This is a genomic window from Clostridium lentum (assembly GCF_014287815.1).
GTDB classification, from domain to species: Bacteria; Bacillota; Clostridia; order Clostridiales; family Clostridiaceae; genus Clostridium; species Clostridium lentum.
Genome location: NZ_JACOOQ010000005.1, coordinates 122403 through 137358, shown reverse-complemented (window position 1 = coordinate 137358; position 14956 = coordinate 122403). Strand labels below are relative to the sequence as shown.

The window sequence follows — 14956 nt, the reverse complement described above, 5'->3', positions numbered from 1 at the left end:
TTCAACTACACCATAAACAGAGCCAAATATAAATAAATGACTGGTTGGAAATTTTAATTCAAACCAGTCATTTAACTTAATAATTTTCTATTAATTCTAAACTGCTATTTTTTCTATCAATAATTATAATTGCTACAATTATCATCATAGTTATTAATTCTGCTAAAGGTAATGATAAAAACACTCCTATAGTACCTATAAATGGAGGTAAAGCTAATGTAAATATAAATTGAAAAACAAATCCTCTTCCTATTGATATTATATTAGCATATGTATTTTTGCCTATAGCTTGATAATATCCACTAATGGTAAAGATAGTTCCTATGGCTGGACTACCTATACAATAAATTCTTATCATTTCATAAGCAGATTCAATATATTCACTGCTCACTCCAAAAATTGCAATCATTTCTCTACCAAAAAGTAGTATTGATGTATAAATTAATATACCAGATACTATACATATACCTATTGTAATATAAACAAGTTTTTTCATTCTTTCAAATTTCTTAGCTCCATAATGATAACCTATTAATGGTTGTAATCCTTGTGCTATACCCATACATGTATTTACTAAAAAGCAATTTATATATGTAGCAACTGTATATATTGCCACATCAATAGTACTTCCATAAGTAAACATAGTTCTATTTTGTGTTAATAAAATAATTCCATATGAAATCTGTATTGCGAAACTTACAAAACCTATCTTAAGTATTCTTTTTACTATTTCCATATGAATTTTTAAGTTTTCTTTTTTAACCTTAATAGTAGCTTTACCTTTTATAAAATGATATAAAGATACACTCATTGATATTAGTATACTTGCGCTTGTTGCAATAGCAGCTCCTTTAACACCAAAACCTAGCTTCATAACAAGTATCCAGTCTAATACTATGTTAGCTATAGCCCCTATACCTATCATTATCATTGATAAATCAGGTCTTCCATCAGTTCTAACTATAGGATTTAATGCTGTAGCAAATATGTATGGCACTGCAATTATAAATATTATTGTGTAATAATCTAATGCACTTTCTAAAGTATCACTTGTTGCCCCTAATAGTTTTATTATTGGCATTCTAAATAATAAACCTAAGATTGTTACTACTACACCAATACATACAATTAAAGTAACACCTGTACCTAATACTTTTTCAGCCTTTTTATTTTCTCCTTTCCCCATATAAATAGCAATTATACTGCTTGTACCAATTCCTATCATAAGTCCTATACCTACAACAAGCGTTACTGCTGGCCAAGCTATATTTACCCCGGCAAGTCCTACTTCACCAACACCTTGCCCTATGAATATTCCATCTACCATTGTATAAATTGTATTTAAGACAACTCCAACAACAGATGCTATGATGAATTTTGCCCAAACTTTAAATATATTACCATTTAAAACTTCTTTTATATCCATTGCATCCTTCCTTTCTGTAGTTAAAATAAATTTTAATTAAATCCTTACGAATATTAAATCTTTTAGCTATAAATTCAATTACCTCCAAAGTTTCTCTTTTCAATATTGATCAATTAAATATTTTTTCATAATTCTTTCCATATTTATCATTTATTCTGGGTATATCTGATTTTCTAATAATTCCTCATAAAATTCTCTTCTACTTTTGTATCCATTAAAAGTACTTACTGCCATTTCAAATTCCTTTTTACTCCAAGCTTTATCTTTATCTATTTTTCTACACATCTCCTTCATCCTGTTCTTAAATGGATTTTCAACGCTCTGTACATATTTAACTGTATTCCCCTCAGAAAGTAAAACAAAATAAATATTATCTGTAAAATTAAGCCCAAGAAAATTTCTTCTGTCTGTTTGATTACATATATTAATCCATTGACCATAAATACTCTCATAATTGTCATCAAATATAACTAACATTAAATATAATGTAACTCTTCCTATTGTAAAATACCGCACTTCATACTGTATACATTTATTATTACTTAACTCATTTATCTTTACATTTTTTTCTTTAATAAAGAAGTGAGCTTGTTCTAATTTTTCATTTGGGTTTACTAATAACATTTCTCCAAACTTAATAAATTCCAATTCATCATATTTTTCACCTATTGCTATCATTATTTTAATCCTCCATACTTTGTTTAATTACTTTCATACACAATATTTTTAAAAGTAATTAAACCATCAGTTAATATTTACACCTGCTTATTTTACTTATTTATTTCTTTTTATCAATCCTGGAATTCTTTCATTTTCAATTAAGTAATATTTAATCTTATAGTTCTTTAAATTATATACCTCTTCATTGTCCTTGACTTCTGTAGTGACATTAAATTTAATATTGTTTAATTTATATATTTTTCTTTTGGTAGTGCCATCAATTTTTAAAGCAATTATATTTAATAGAGCTAGAGCCATTTTATATTGAGTTTTTTCTATTATTATTGTGAAATTATTAGACTGACTTTTTTCTATTCTATTAGTTATATCTAATAAGGCCCATTGAATTTCATTACGCTTAAAAATCTCCTTAAGAATAACAAAAGTCTCAACTGCTTTAATGTTTCTTCTCATTATTTCATTATTTTTCTTTTCATTAAAATAATTCTTCATGTATAACTCAATATTGCTAAATGAATCTTCAATGGTATTCTTCACATTATTATTTACTTCTTCAAAAAACTTTTCTTTTATTTCACTGTAGTATCTATTTTTAAAAATCTCATAGTCTCTAAATTGAACTTCTTCATAATTACCTTGCTGGAACATCTTTTCTCTTTCATTATAAATTGCATCTAATCTTCCTACCAACACTTCATTTAATACTTCCGTCAATTCCTTCAAAGCTGCTTGTGAATTAATAGTTTTAGCTCTTTTCCCAGCTATGGCTTTCTCAGCTAATCATTTTATTAACTTTCCCCAGGCCTTAATAATACACCTATTAATTATCGTAATACTTGTATATTTTTTATACACTTTTATAACTTTATTTTTATATCTAAGCAATATTTAATTATAATCAATAAACTTATTTATTACATTAATAATAAAAGCCATAATAAGCTCCTTTTTAAAAAGTAAACTTATTATAGCTCTTTAATTAAATACTATTTTTCATCTAAATATAAATCCCATATTTTTAAATTAACATCTGTCTTACCATGGGCAAAAATGCTTATGTTACTACTATCTTTAGCTGTAAAGATTCTTGCTGTGAATACTTCTTCTCCATCATTAACAAATACCTCTATTGATGATATATCAACAAAAACTTGTAATTTTAAATCTTTACCTTCATATGAACATTTTCTTTCTCTACCGTACTCCACTGCAAAATCTTTTCCTGAATGACTTCTATCTAAAACTAATTTCTTTTCTTCTAAATCATAGTAAAATACTGTTTCTTCTTTTATACCTTGTCTTAATTTAAGACCAACTCTCTTACCTGCGATATTTTCAAAACTACATTCCAATTCATATACATTTCCCTTAAAATCTTCTATGGTAGTTTCCTCATTATTTAAAGTATATGTCATGGCTCTTTCATTTCTTCTTAATGATATAAGCTCTCTTACTGGCTTTTGTAGTAGTTTATCACCTTTTAAACTTAACTCTCTTGGAATAGTTAAGCAATGTGCCCATCCATTTTCATCTGTAGGGTATGCTATTTCAGGTAATCCCATCCAACCAACTAATATATATCTTCCATCTGGTACTTTTGTAGTTTGTGGAGCATAAAAATCAAATCCTCTATCTAATTCTCTAAATTCTCCATGATTAAACTCTAGGTTTTCAAAATCGATTTTATTTCCAATTAAATACCCTGATTGGAAAATATTTTTGTATTTATCACCATTAGCTTCTAACCCTTGTGGTGAAAATATAAGAACACCTTTATCATCAATCTTTATGTAATCAGGACATTCCCACATAAATCCATTCCCAAAGAAGCTTGTTTTTATTTCACCTTTATAATTCCAATTTATCAAATCACCTGATCCATATACTGCTATAGTCCCAAGATTTCCTTCTTTTCTTTCAGCTCCTATTACAAAATAATATTTATCATTTTCTTTAAATACTTTAGGATCTCTAAAGTTATCAGTATATATTTCTGGCAGTTCTTCCACAATAGCTTTAGGATGCTTAGTTATTTTTCCTTCTGCATCCATAATTGCTAAACACTGATACGGATGTCTTTCCCACTTATCATTTCTTGTATTTCCTGTATAAAATAAATATAATTTATCATTTTCAGCTAAGCCACTACCAGAAAATGCTCCATGACTTTCAAAATATTCACTAGGAATAATACCAACACCACAATCATTCCAATGTACTAAATCTTTTGATGAAACATGATACCAGTGTTTAATTCCATGTACAGGTCCTAAAGGGAACCATTGATAAAATAAATGATATTCTCCATTAAAATATGCAAAACCATTAGGATCATTTAGTAACCCTGTTGTAGGCTGAATATGAAATTTTTGTCTATATGGGCAACCATCTACCTTTTCTTTTAATACTGCCATTTCCTCATCACTTGCTTCTAATATTGTTCTATAACGTTCTTCTCTTGTCCACTCTTTCATTAAAATTTCTCTCCTTATTATATAAACTATTAATCTAATAAACTGAAATCATTAAGCCAAAAATAGAAGGTATTAGATTATGCTCTAATTCCTCCTATTTATATCTTCATAACATTATGCTACTTCTAAATTTTCTTTCTTTGCTGTAGTCTTAGCTAAAATAATAGTAGATACCACTGCTACCCCCATAGAAATAGCCATACCTATAATATAATTTATCATTGAATCTGGTCTTATTGATATTATACCTGGTAAACCTGCAGCTCCTGGAGCTAATGCTAATACTTTAGTTAACATTATATATGCACTTGAAACTGCTGAACCTATCATTGCTCCGTAGAATGGATAGCGTAATTTTAAGTTAACTCCAAATATAGCTGGTTCAGTGATTCCTAATAAAGCTGAAATACCTGATGCTGATGCTATACCTTTCATTTTATTATCCTTTTTAAGAATAAGAAGTACTGATAAAGCTGCTGCACCTTGTGCTACATTTGACATTGCTGCAACTGGGAAAATAAATGATCCACCTGTTGTTGCTATATCTGCTAATAATTGAGTTTCAACAGCTGTAAAGCTATGATGCATACCTGTTATAACTATTGGTGCATAGAAGAATCCAAATATAGCTCCTCCTATTGGTCCTAATGTATTAATTAAACCTATTAATCCTGCTGTAATTCCATCACCAGCTAATCTCATTACTGGTCCTATAGCTACAAATGTTAATAATCCTGTAATAAATACTGTAAATAATGGTGTTAAAAGATTATCTAAAACTGATGGTATTATTTTATGTAATGTCTTTTCAACTTTTGCTAATACAAAAGATGATGCTAAAACTGGTAGTACTGTTCCTTGATATCCTACTTTAAGAATAGAAAAACCTAATATATTCCAATATGGTACAGTTCCTTCAATAACTGCTGATGGATAACTGTAACCATTTAATAAATCACCATGAATCATTAAAGCACCTATACATGCTCCTAAATATGGATTACCACCAAACGCCTTAGTAGCTGAAAATCCTAAAAATATTGGTAAGAATGCAAATCCTGTATTGGCAAATGTATTAATCATTTCTGCTAAATCTTTAAATTGTGGGTGAGCCTCAATTAAAGATTGTCCTTCTATAAATAAACCTTGAGAAGTTAAAATATTATTTATACCCATCAATAATCCTGCAGCCACAAGAATTGGAAGTACCGGTACAAAAACATCTGCTAAAGATTTAATTAATCTTTGAACTGGATTTAGCTTTTTATCAGCTTCTTTCTTTAATTCTTCTTTACTTCCTTCAGATATATCTGCCATTTTAATTAATTCTTTATAAACTTCATTAACAACACCCGAACCTAAAATTATTTGGAATTGTCCTGAAGTATTGAAATTACCTTTTACTGCTGGCATTTCTTCAATGGCCTTAATGTTAATTTTTTTATCATCTTTAAGAACTAATCTTAATCTTGTGGCACAATGTGCAGCACTGATGATATTTTCTTTTCCACCTACATACTCTAATATTTCTTTACTTATTTGATTATAATTTTTACTCATGTCCATCTCCCTTATATGACAAAAGATTTTTTAGTAATAATTTCATTTACTTGAAACGTTTCATTTTTGCTACATTTAAATATTAATACGTTTTCATCATATAGTCAAGTATTTTTTAAGAAAAATTTCCTAAGCAAAATTCTAACTTAGGAAATCTATTTCTTAATATTTATTTAGTTGTATATCCTTTTATAAAATTTATTGGAAGAATTACCTTCTTTTCTAATGGTTTGTCTTCAATTATATTTATTAATGCTTCCACTGATTTTTTAGCCATCAGCTCAACGGGTTGCCTAATGGTAGATATTTTAAATTCATCTTGGCTAAATGATCTACTTCCATCAAAACCAATAACTTGAACATCTTTTGGTACATTAACATTTATATTTTCTAACCTTTTAATAAAATCCAATGCATGTCTATCAGTTACTGCAAAAACTCCATCTATCTTTATCTTTTCTTTAAAATTTTCCTCAATAAATTCATCTAGTAAAATTTCAAACTCATTGGCACTTCCTAGTAATTCACATATACTATAATTAATATTATTTTCTGTGCAATAGCTTATAAATCCTTCTTTTCTTTTTCTTGTGGCATTATCTATTTTCGATCCACGACCTATATAAGCTATATTTTTACAACCTGCTTCAATAAGCTTTTCTGCTGCTAATTTTCCACCTTGAAAGTTATCACTGGAAATATACGTTATATCTTTAGAGAAATATCTATCTATACTTACAAATGGTATTTTTTCTGAAACATATTCATCTATATTGCTATAGGTTATTGCAATAATGCCATCCATCTTATTTTGTTTAGCCATAGATATATATTCTATTTCACTTTGCTGATTTTTTTCAGAATTACATAAAATCATCTTCATGCCTACTTCTCTTAGGCATTTCTCAATATTATAAGCTAATTCGCTGAAAAAAGGATGCCAAATTGTTGGTAAAATTACAGCTACAGTATTAGTTTTATTAATTTTTAAACCCCTAGCATAAACATTAGGCTCATACTTTAATTTTTTTATAGCCTCTTCTACTAAAACCTTTGTTTCTGGTTTAACTGGTATATTGTTAATAACCTTAGAAACTGTACCTACTGCTACCCCTGCTTCTTTTGCAACATCTTTCATTGTGGCCATATTTACATACTCCCTTGTCTATCGTTTTATTACCAATTTTAATTATATTAATAAATAAAAAATCAGTAAATGCAATTTACACATTTACTGATTTTTTTAATTTTAGCCTAAGATTTTCTATGGTATCAATACTAAACTACTTTCTCTCTAATTGAGTAGCTTATATTTATTCTGCTATATACCTTATATAAGTAATAACCTAAAAGTCCACTAATGGTATTACAAAGTAAATCCATGGTATCAAATGATCTACTTAAATTGGCAACTAAATATGACAAACCAACCTGGCTACATTCAATAAATAAAGATATTGTAAAAGCCATTGCTATAATTTGCTTTATTTTAAACGTAATATTCCTAAAATGATAGCAAATAAAAAATATAAATGGAGATACTAAAATTAAATTACCACCTACATTGGTAATTACTTCACTTATACCACCAATCCTATAAATACTGATAGTACTTTCCCAAGGTATTAAGTGAATTTTAGCTAATTTCCTTATGACGTTTTTACCAAAGGCTAATGGAATTGGAAAATATACCACTGCAGCTAAAATAGTGATATATAAGCTAAAAATTAAATACATAACCTTTTCTTTAATCTTATGGTCAAACTCTCTATATATTATTAATTTAACTAGCACTTTTAAATTTAAAAGTAAAATAATTGCTGACATTACTGAAATAAATTCTATTCTTGTTATAGTAAATATAATATCACCTTCTATTCATAACTATTATTATTTTATATTTACTAATTATATCCAAATATTTCCCATCAATTCACTTACAATTGTATATTTATTGATAATTATAATTATTAATATCAATACTGTGGTGATATTTTTACCAGATTAATCTGTCTTCTGGAAGCTCCTATTTTTCTTAATACTTCATAACGCTCCATGGAATCATTACATTGAGCCAACTGTTGAATAGCTAAAACCACTGCACTGGAAAGTAAAAATACTATTCCTATATAAATTGCTACAAAAAGTATTATTGTTGACATTCCTACATTAGAATCATAAGCTATTTCTCTGCTCATAGCTAACAACTTAATGTCATCACCTATGACTCCTGGCTCTATGGTCATGTATCCTTCTAATATTTTAGCTACTTCTTCTTTCTTCCGCTCCTTACCTTCACCTACATAATTAATATTAATATATTCACTATCAGCAGTTAAATTGTTGCAGAAATCATCTGGCACAATAAAAGAAAATATATTATTGCTAGCTCCTGTTGTACCTAATGAATCATCTAGCACCTTCTTTTCCTTTATATCATATGCTTTTCCATCAATAATAATTTGATTATTTTCCTTAAAGAATCTTTCAATGGTTGGAATCATGCTTTCTAAATTAGAAGCTAGATAAATTTCATCATTATTTAACTGTAGTTCTTTTTCACCTAAAAACTTTCTATTTTTGTTAAAATCTGTCACCGATATAACTTGTGCTTTTTCAAAAACTGGATTAAATTTAATAAGTTCAGAGCCAGTGTCTGTGTACTTACCTAGTAAATCTTTAATACTAAAATCTATCATATAAGTATTCATTGTTATATATTCAGTATTTTCATCTAAAATAATATGATATTTAGCTAAAGCCTCTTCTATTGGAATATTACTTTCTTCATTATCTTTATTTAATGAACAAGATAAATCATAAGGAGTAAACTTCTTAGTAATTTCTTCAAAAGATTTTTTCATACTCAAACCAGTGGTTAATATTCCTATGGTTACAAATAACATTAAACAAATTACTGCCATGGATATAAAATTAGTGTTAAACTTATTTGTTATTTGTCTTATGGTAAATGTATTTAAATTATTATAATATAAATTATCACTTTTCTTTAGTATTAGAAGTAATACTGATGATGCACCAAAGAAAAACCCTAATGTGCCTATTATTCCTAAGAAAATTGAAGTTAAGAATCTATAATCATTAAAATCAAGATTAGTAACTGATGCTAAATAATATGCTACTACCAGGATAACTATTGATGCTATAAGAATTGTAAAGGATAATCCTGCACTTCTTACAGTGATTTTTTCACTTTTTCTTGATGAATTTATTAAATCTATTAACTTATACTTTGAAATTACTAAAGTATTAAAGATTATAACTAGATGTTCTTCTTAAAAGTGATGAAATTCTCGCTAAAAGCACTGCTGTATTATATGGCTTGGTTACAAAATCATCGGCACCTAAATTTATACTCATAATTTCATCCATATATTCCAAGAAAACTTATTAGTTCTGCTTTCATTTCTCTGTTATCTTCAATTATCATTATATTTTTCACACCATCACCTCTTTACCTGTATATTATACCTTTTTATTTAATTATTTCCACAAACTTTATGCTACAAACCTTTTTAAATTAAAAAATAAGTACCTATCTTCAAAGGTACTTATTTGATATGTCATATTTATTCTTTTAATTCAAATCTTTTATGAATCTTCCATGTGTTATCCTGCCACTTATATATGGAAATATTATTTAATAAAACATTATAATTACAATTGAATTGATTGATCCATTGCCACATTTCATCAAATACGAAAGAAACTTTTTTAGATGAAACTGTTACGTGAAATATTGCATTTTCACCTTCATGGCTTCCAAAGCTTATATAATTTACTTCTTTTATGGCCTTTACAAAACCTTTATGAAAATCTCTCATTCCCTTATTTTCAATAACATTCATATAAATAACTCTATTATCAAAATGTTCAAACCCCTTAATTTCATAAGGTATTGCTTTTTTGTCTTTAATATATTTTTCTATTGCCTCTTCTAATACTTCTATAGGCTCTTCTGTTTCAAAAGGTGCTTTTAAGGTAATATGTGCAGGTAACTTTGATGATTTAACCTTAAACTTTTCAAATGCTTCAGCACTAAGTTTTTTATTAAAAACTCCTGCTTCTCCATCCGCCACTGTCACAACAACATATCTCATACTCTATCTCCTTTTATTTTACTATTGACTAATAAAGTAGTTTACTTTATTATCTTTTCAAATTATATAATAATTAAAAAGAAAGTCTACACCTTTTGATGTAAACTTTTCTTTTATACTTATATTATTGTATTTTTGTATTTTTTAATTCTTCCAATCTATTTTGTAAATTAGAAGATTCACTTTCTAAATTACTAATATTCTTTTTTAAATTTTCTATTTGCGATTCTAAACTTGATTTCTCTGATTCTTTCTTATATACTTGTGCTTCTACGCTCTCTAAAGAAAATTTCATATTTTCTACCTCTTTTGAATTATCCCTTTTTCCAAAGTCTAAAAACATAAAACCTATAAGAAAAGTAATAATACAAAGTAATATACTCTTATTTCTGTAAGAGCTCATTTTATTTTCCTTTTTAAAATTATTTTCCATTGTATTTCCCCCTAATAACACTTAGAACATGGGTCTAAGCCTCTTGCTTCAGCACTTTCTCTTGTAACTTGTGAAACATATTTTGAATTCCCACAATTTCCATGACTATGGTATTTTGAACCTGTTTTTGTTATCCAAACCATAGATCCTATATTATCTTCATTTACCGTTGCCACATATCCCTTTGATGAACTTGCATAATTTTGACTAGCTGCTAGCCTTTCCGCTTCTTCTCTGGCAGCTTGTTCAGCTGCTATTCTGGCTGCTTCTTCCTTAGCTGCTTGTTCTGCTGCTAGTCTTTCTCTTTCAGCCTTAGCTTTTTCTTCAGATGCTATTCTACTTTCTTCTGTGGCTATCTGAGTTTTTAAAGAACTTACTGTAGTAGTTAATGTTGTATGCTTGGTAGTTAATTCATCTTTAGTTGCAGTAAGCTTATGGATATGTTCTTCAAGCTCATTATATTCATTGTTACATTGGTTAACTTGCTCTGAAATTGCTGCAATTGTTTTAATATTATTATTATGTTCTTCTTTAGAAATATTTTTTGTTGTACCAACACTTATCCCTAAAATTAAAGATAAAGCAGCTGCAATAGTCCTTTTCTTATTTTCCTTAACTGCTGTAACTATTTTTTCTTTAATAGTTACTAGCTTATTACTATCTTTTTCATTGTTCATTTATTCATCCCCCTATGACTTTATCTATAAGATTATAACAAATTATCTCAGGAAATTGTGTCAAAATTTGTATATTTCTTTGGTATTTTGTGGTAATATTTTTTTTATTTTTTAATTATATATTTTTCAGTTCACGTTTTTTATCTATAAAAAAAGCACCTATTTATAGGTGCTTTACTAATTTCTTTAATAACCTCTTTCTTATTACTTTATCATAAAACTTCCTTTAATTTTTCTATAAAAGGTATATCTGCCGGTGCAAATTTAAAGTTTTCTACTTCAGATATACTTATCCATTTTGCTTCATCATGGACACTTAGCTTTATTTCTCCTGAAATCACTGTGGCAAAATACGCCATAAGCTTTACTGTTACATTAGGATATTCATAGATACTTGTCTCTATGTAATTACCTATTTCAGTTTCAATTTTTAATTCTTCCACCAGTTCTCTTTTTAGAGCTTCTTCTGGCGTTTCCTCTTGCTCTACTTTTCCACCTGGAAATTCCCACATTCCTTCAAGCTTTAACTTAGGCGCTCTTCTTGTTATTAAAAACTTATTATCCTTCACTATTACAGCAGCTACTACATCAATCATAATCTAATTCTCCTTTGTAGTTTTAATTTATTATATATTATTTAGTGCATAAGAAAAAGCCTCGGCATTTGCTGAGGCTTTATTAATTAATGACAATGTCCACCACAATGTTTGCAATCACAACCACATTGAATGGATTTACCTTGTTTTTTATCTTTAATCATTTTTCTAACAATTAAGCTTACTACTACCAGTAAGGCAATTCCTACTATAACAGTTCCCATATGAATCCCTCCATATTATATTTAAAGATTTACTATGCCTTTAAATTTACAGTTAAGTTTTCACTTTCTTTATATGGTCTAAAGAACAAATATAAGAATATAGCTATTATAATAATTGCTGCTACTGTACCTATACCAAATATTCCATCAGTAAATAACATACCTATTTGGTAAACACATAATGATGCACAATATGCTAACAATGTTTGATAACCAATGGCAAACCAAAACCATTTAGCATTATTCATTTCTCTCTTAATAGCTCCCATAGCTGCAAAACATGGTGCACATAAAAGATTAAATATTAAGAATGAATATGCTGCCAATGCTGTCATACTACCTGCCAAGCTACCCCAAATTTCTGATCCATTTTCTGCAACTTCACCAAATCCATAAAGAATACCAAAAGTTCCAACTACATTTTCTTTAGCAATAAGTCCTGTAATTGCTGATACAGTAGCTTTCCAATTTCCCCAACCTAAAGGTTTAAATAGCGGTGCTAAAATACCCCCTATAGCTGCTAAAATACTATCATTCATATTATCTACCATACCAAATCCACCATCAGCAAAACCAAAATTTTCAGAAAACCAAATAAATATTGTAGAAAGTAAAATTACTGTTCCAGCTTTTTTAATAAACGATGAACCACGTTCCCACATACTTCTTAATATATTCGAAACTGTTGGCATATGATATGCTGGTAATTCAATAACAAATGGAGCTGGTTCTCCAACAAAGATTTTTGTTTTCTTCAATATTATTCCTGAACAAATAATTGCTACTACTCCTATAAAATAAGCACTTGGTGCTACCCATGAGGCTCCATTAAATAATGCTCCTGCAATTAAAGCAATAATAGGTAGCTTAGCACTACATGGAATAAATGTTGTAGTTATAATGGTCATTTTACGATCTCTATCATTTTCAATTGTTCTAGAAGCCATTATTCCTGGAACTCCACATCCTGTTCCAATAAGCATTGGAATAAATGATTTTCCAGAAAGTCCAAACTTACGGAAGATTCTATCCATGATAAAAGCTATTCTCGCCATATATCCACAAGACTCAAGGAAAGCTAAGAAAGCAAATAATACAAGCATTTGCGGTACAAAACCCAGTACTGCTCCTACCCCACTAATAATACCATCAACTATAAGTCCTGATAGCCACGGTGCACAACTTATAGCATCTAAGCCATTTTGTACTGCTGGAATAATCCATTCACCAAACAACGTATCATTTGTCCAATCTGTTAAAATTGAACCTACTGTTGTAACTGAAACATAATAAACTATAAACATTACTACTGCAAAAATAGGAAGTGCTAACCATCTATTAGTTACTATTTCATCAATCTTATCTGAAACAGTATGTCCACCTTTATTCCTTCTTACAAAACAATCTTCTATAATAGATGAAATATATACATATCTTTCATTAGTAATTATACTTTCTGCATCATCATCCATTTCATCTTCACATCTTTTAATATCTTCTTCCACATGAGTAGCTATTTTTTCTGCTATTTTTAATTGTTCAATAACTTTTTCATCACGCTCAAATATCTTAATGGCATACCAACGTTGCTGCTCTTCTGGCAAATTATGAATCACTGCCTCTTCAATATGTGCTAATGCATGTTCAACGCATCCTGCAAATTTATGTTTTGGAATTTGAAGTACACCACTTTTAGCAACTTCTACAGCTTTATTAGCTGCTTCCATAACACCTGTTCCCTTTAACGCTGAAATTTCAACTACTGTACATCCAAGCTCCTTAGATAAATTCTTCGTATTCAGCTTGTCTCCGTTTTTTTCTATAATATCCATCATATTTACTGTTACCACCACAGGAATACCAAGTTCCATTAGTTGTGTAGTTAAATATAAATTTCTCTCAAGATTAGTTCCATCTATAATATTTAAAATTACATTAGGCCGTTCTTTAATTAAATAATTTCTTGTTACAACTTCTTCTAAAGTATATGGAGATAATGAATAAATACCTGGTAAATCTATTATACTAACATCTTTATCCCCTTTTAATTTTCCTTCTTTTTTTTCTACAGTTACCCCTGGCCAATTACCTACAAATTGATTAGAACCTGTCAAACTATTAAAGAGTGTTGTTTTACCACAATTAGGATTACCAGCCAATGCAATTTTTATTGTCATTTTATCAATCACTTCTTTCTAATATATAACTATTTCAAAATATTTCAATTAACAACTAAAATAATTATCATTAATTATTTATAAAAATTATTCAACTTCAATCATTTCTGCATCTGCTTTACGAAGTGACAGTTCATATCCCCTTACTGTAACTTCAATAGGATCTCCTAAAGGTGCTACCTTTCTTATATATATATCTATACCTTTTGTAATTCCCATATCCATAATACGTCTCTTTACTGGTCCTGCACCAACTATTCTTTTAACTTTTACAGTATTTCCACACGCTATATCTCTTAAACTTGTCATATTTATCCCTTCTATCTTTAAATTTATACTATAATTTTATTAGCCATATCCTTACCAATTGCTACTCTTGAATTCTTAACTTCCACAATCATGTTACCTTTTATTTCAGATATAACTGTAACTGCAGCACCTACAACAAACCCTATATTACCTAAAAATTTTTTAGTGTCCTCTTTACCACCAATTTTTTTTATTATATTAGCTTCACCTTTCTTAACCATTGATAAAGGCATCTTTAATCATCCTCTTCCTTAACATTGATAATCATTTTCATTTAC

Annotated in this window: 16 protein-coding genes and 1 pseudogene; all 17 read right to left on the bottom strand. The window is 28.5% G+C overall.

Translation table 11 applies throughout. From position 1 onward, the window contains the following. Positions 1 to 76: 76 nt before the first annotated feature. On the bottom strand, positions 77 to 1426 hold the full coding sequence (locus H8R92_RS04725; protein WP_186834835.1) for an MATE family efflux transporter: 1350 nt from the start codon (positions 1424 to 1426) through the stop codon (positions 77 to 79). A gap of 150 nt (positions 1427 to 1576) precedes the next feature. Next, a complete protein-coding gene (locus H8R92_RS04720; protein ID WP_186834834.1) occupies positions 1577 to 2104 on the bottom strand; it encodes a hypothetical protein in 528 nt (175 codons plus the stop codon). A 96-nt stretch (positions 2105 to 2200) separates the two neighbouring features. Further along, positions 2201 to 2830, bottom strand: a complete 630-nt coding sequence (locus tag H8R92_RS04715; protein WP_186834833.1) for a hypothetical protein — start codon at positions 2828 to 2830, stop codon at positions 2201 to 2203. 263 nt (positions 2831 to 3093) lie between these two features. After that, positions 3094 to 4581, bottom strand: coding sequence for a glycoside hydrolase family 32 protein (locus H8R92_RS04710; RefSeq protein ID WP_186834832.1), 1488 nt, complete (start codon positions 4579 to 4581; stop codon positions 3094 to 3096). Positions 4582 to 4695: 114 nt separating this feature from the next. Continuing rightward, a complete protein-coding gene (locus tag H8R92_RS04705; protein WP_186834831.1) occupies positions 4696 to 6141 on the bottom strand; it encodes a sucrose-specific PTS transporter subunit IIBC in 1446 nt (481 codons plus the stop codon). A 169-nt stretch (positions 6142 to 6310) separates the two neighbouring features. Continuing rightward, entirely contained in the window at positions 6311 to 7288 is a 978-nt protein-coding gene (locus tag H8R92_RS04700) for a LacI family DNA-binding transcriptional regulator (RefSeq protein WP_186834830.1), read from the bottom strand. A 131-nt stretch (positions 7289 to 7419) separates the two neighbouring features. Continuing rightward, complete coding sequence (locus H8R92_RS04695) at positions 7420 to 7968, bottom strand: VanZ family protein (protein WP_186834829.1); 549 nt, start codon at positions 7966 to 7968, stop codon at positions 7420 to 7422. 149 nt (positions 7969 to 8117) lie between these two features. After that, a complete protein-coding gene (locus tag H8R92_RS04690) occupies positions 8118 to 9065 on the bottom strand; it encodes a hypothetical protein (RefSeq protein ID WP_186834828.1) in 948 nt (315 codons plus the stop codon). A gap of 358 nt (positions 9066 to 9423) precedes the next feature. Then, positions 9424 to 9534 (bottom strand): annotated as a pseudogene (locus tag H8R92_RS04685) (DNA-binding response regulator); the annotation flags it as partial. A 197-nt stretch (positions 9535 to 9731) separates the two neighbouring features. After that, positions 9732 to 10262: a 2'-5' RNA ligase family protein gene (locus H8R92_RS04680; protein ID WP_022211777.1), complete on the bottom strand. Its 531-nt coding sequence runs from the start codon at positions 10260 to 10262 to the stop codon at positions 9732 to 9734. A gap of 124 nt (positions 10263 to 10386) precedes the next feature. After that, on the bottom strand, positions 10387 to 10695 hold the full coding sequence (locus H8R92_RS04675) for a DUF4094 domain-containing protein (RefSeq protein ID WP_022166746.1): 309 nt from the start codon (positions 10693 to 10695) through the stop codon (positions 10387 to 10389). An 11-nt stretch (positions 10696 to 10706) separates the two neighbouring features. Next, positions 10707 to 11372: a hypothetical protein gene (locus H8R92_RS04670; protein WP_022211776.1), complete on the bottom strand. Its 666-nt coding sequence runs from the start codon at positions 11370 to 11372 to the stop codon at positions 10707 to 10709. A 212-nt stretch (positions 11373 to 11584) separates the two neighbouring features. Beyond that, positions 11585 to 11968: a (deoxy)nucleoside triphosphate pyrophosphohydrolase gene (locus tag H8R92_RS04665; RefSeq protein WP_022211374.1), complete on the bottom strand. Its 384-nt coding sequence runs from the start codon at positions 11966 to 11968 to the stop codon at positions 11585 to 11587. A gap of 86 nt (positions 11969 to 12054) precedes the next feature. Continuing rightward, positions 12055 to 12192 (bottom strand): FeoB-associated Cys-rich membrane protein, encoded by a 138-nt coding sequence (locus H8R92_RS04660; protein WP_022211373.1) that lies wholly within the window; start codon positions 12190 to 12192, stop codon positions 12055 to 12057. Between the two features lie 32 nt (positions 12193 to 12224). Beyond that, positions 12225 to 14369 (bottom strand): ferrous iron transport protein B, encoded by a 2145-nt coding sequence (gene feoB, locus H8R92_RS04655; RefSeq protein ID WP_186834827.1) that lies wholly within the window; start codon positions 14367 to 14369, stop codon positions 12225 to 12227. Positions 14370 to 14456: 87 nt separating this feature from the next. After that, on the bottom strand, positions 14457 to 14678 hold the full coding sequence (locus H8R92_RS04650; RefSeq protein ID WP_022211371.1) for a FeoA family protein: 222 nt from the start codon (positions 14676 to 14678) through the stop codon (positions 14457 to 14459). 23 nt (positions 14679 to 14701) lie between these two features. Next, complete coding sequence (locus tag H8R92_RS04645; RefSeq protein ID WP_022211370.1) at positions 14702 to 14911, bottom strand: FeoA family protein; 210 nt, start codon at positions 14909 to 14911, stop codon at positions 14702 to 14704. Between the last annotated feature and the right edge of the window lie 45 nt (positions 14912 to 14956).

Coding starts and splice junctions, on each gene's coding strand:
- H8R92_RS04645 (WP_022211370.1), bottom strand. CDS start 14,911: ATGCCTTTATCAATGGTTAAGAAAGGTGAAGCTAATATAATAAAAAAA.
- H8R92_RS04695 (WP_186834829.1), bottom strand. CDS start 7,968: ATGTCAGCAATTATTTTACTTTTAAATTTAAAAGTGCTAGTTAAATTA.
- H8R92_RS04665 (WP_022211374.1), bottom strand. CDS start 11,968: ATGATTGATGTAGTAGCTGCTGTAATAGTGAAGGATAATAAGTTTTTA.
- H8R92_RS04705 (WP_186834831.1), bottom strand. CDS start 6,141: ATGAGTAAAAATTATAATCAAATAAGTAAAGAAATATTAGAGTATGTA.
- H8R92_RS04650 (WP_022211371.1), bottom strand. CDS start 14,678: ATGACAAGTTTAAGAGATATAGCGTGTGGAAATACTGTAAAAGTTAAA.
- H8R92_RS04680 (WP_022211777.1), bottom strand. CDS start 10,262: ATGAGATATGTTGTTGTGACAGTGGCGGATGGAGAAGCAGGAGTTTTT.
- H8R92_RS04675 (WP_022166746.1), bottom strand. CDS start 10,695: ATGGAAAATAATTTTAAAAAGGAAAATAAAATGAGCTCTTACAGAAAT.
- feoB (WP_186834827.1), bottom strand. CDS start 14,369: ATGACAATAAAAATTGCATTGGCTGGTAATCCTAATTGTGGTAAAACA.
- H8R92_RS04725 (WP_186834835.1), bottom strand. CDS start 1,426: ATGGATATAAAAGAAGTTTTAAATGGTAATATATTTAAAGTTTGGGCA.
- H8R92_RS04660 (WP_022211373.1), bottom strand. CDS start 12,192: ATGGGAACTGTTATAGTAGGAATTGCCTTACTGGTAGTAGTAAGCTTA.
- H8R92_RS04700 (WP_186834830.1), bottom strand. CDS start 7,288: ATGGCCACAATGAAAGATGTTGCAAAAGAAGCAGGGGTAGCAGTAGGT.
- H8R92_RS04670 (WP_022211776.1), bottom strand. CDS start 11,372: ATGAACAATGAAAAAGATAGTAATAAGCTAGTAACTATTAAAGAAAAA.
- H8R92_RS04690 (WP_186834828.1), bottom strand. CDS start 9,065: ATGGCAGTAATTTGTTTAATGTTATTTGTAACCATAGGAATATTAACC.
- H8R92_RS04720 (WP_186834834.1), bottom strand. CDS start 2,104: ATGATAGCAATAGGTGAAAAATATGATGAATTGGAATTTATTAAGTTT.
- H8R92_RS04710 (WP_186834832.1), bottom strand. CDS start 4,581: ATGAAAGAGTGGACAAGAGAAGAACGTTATAGAACAATATTAGAAGCA.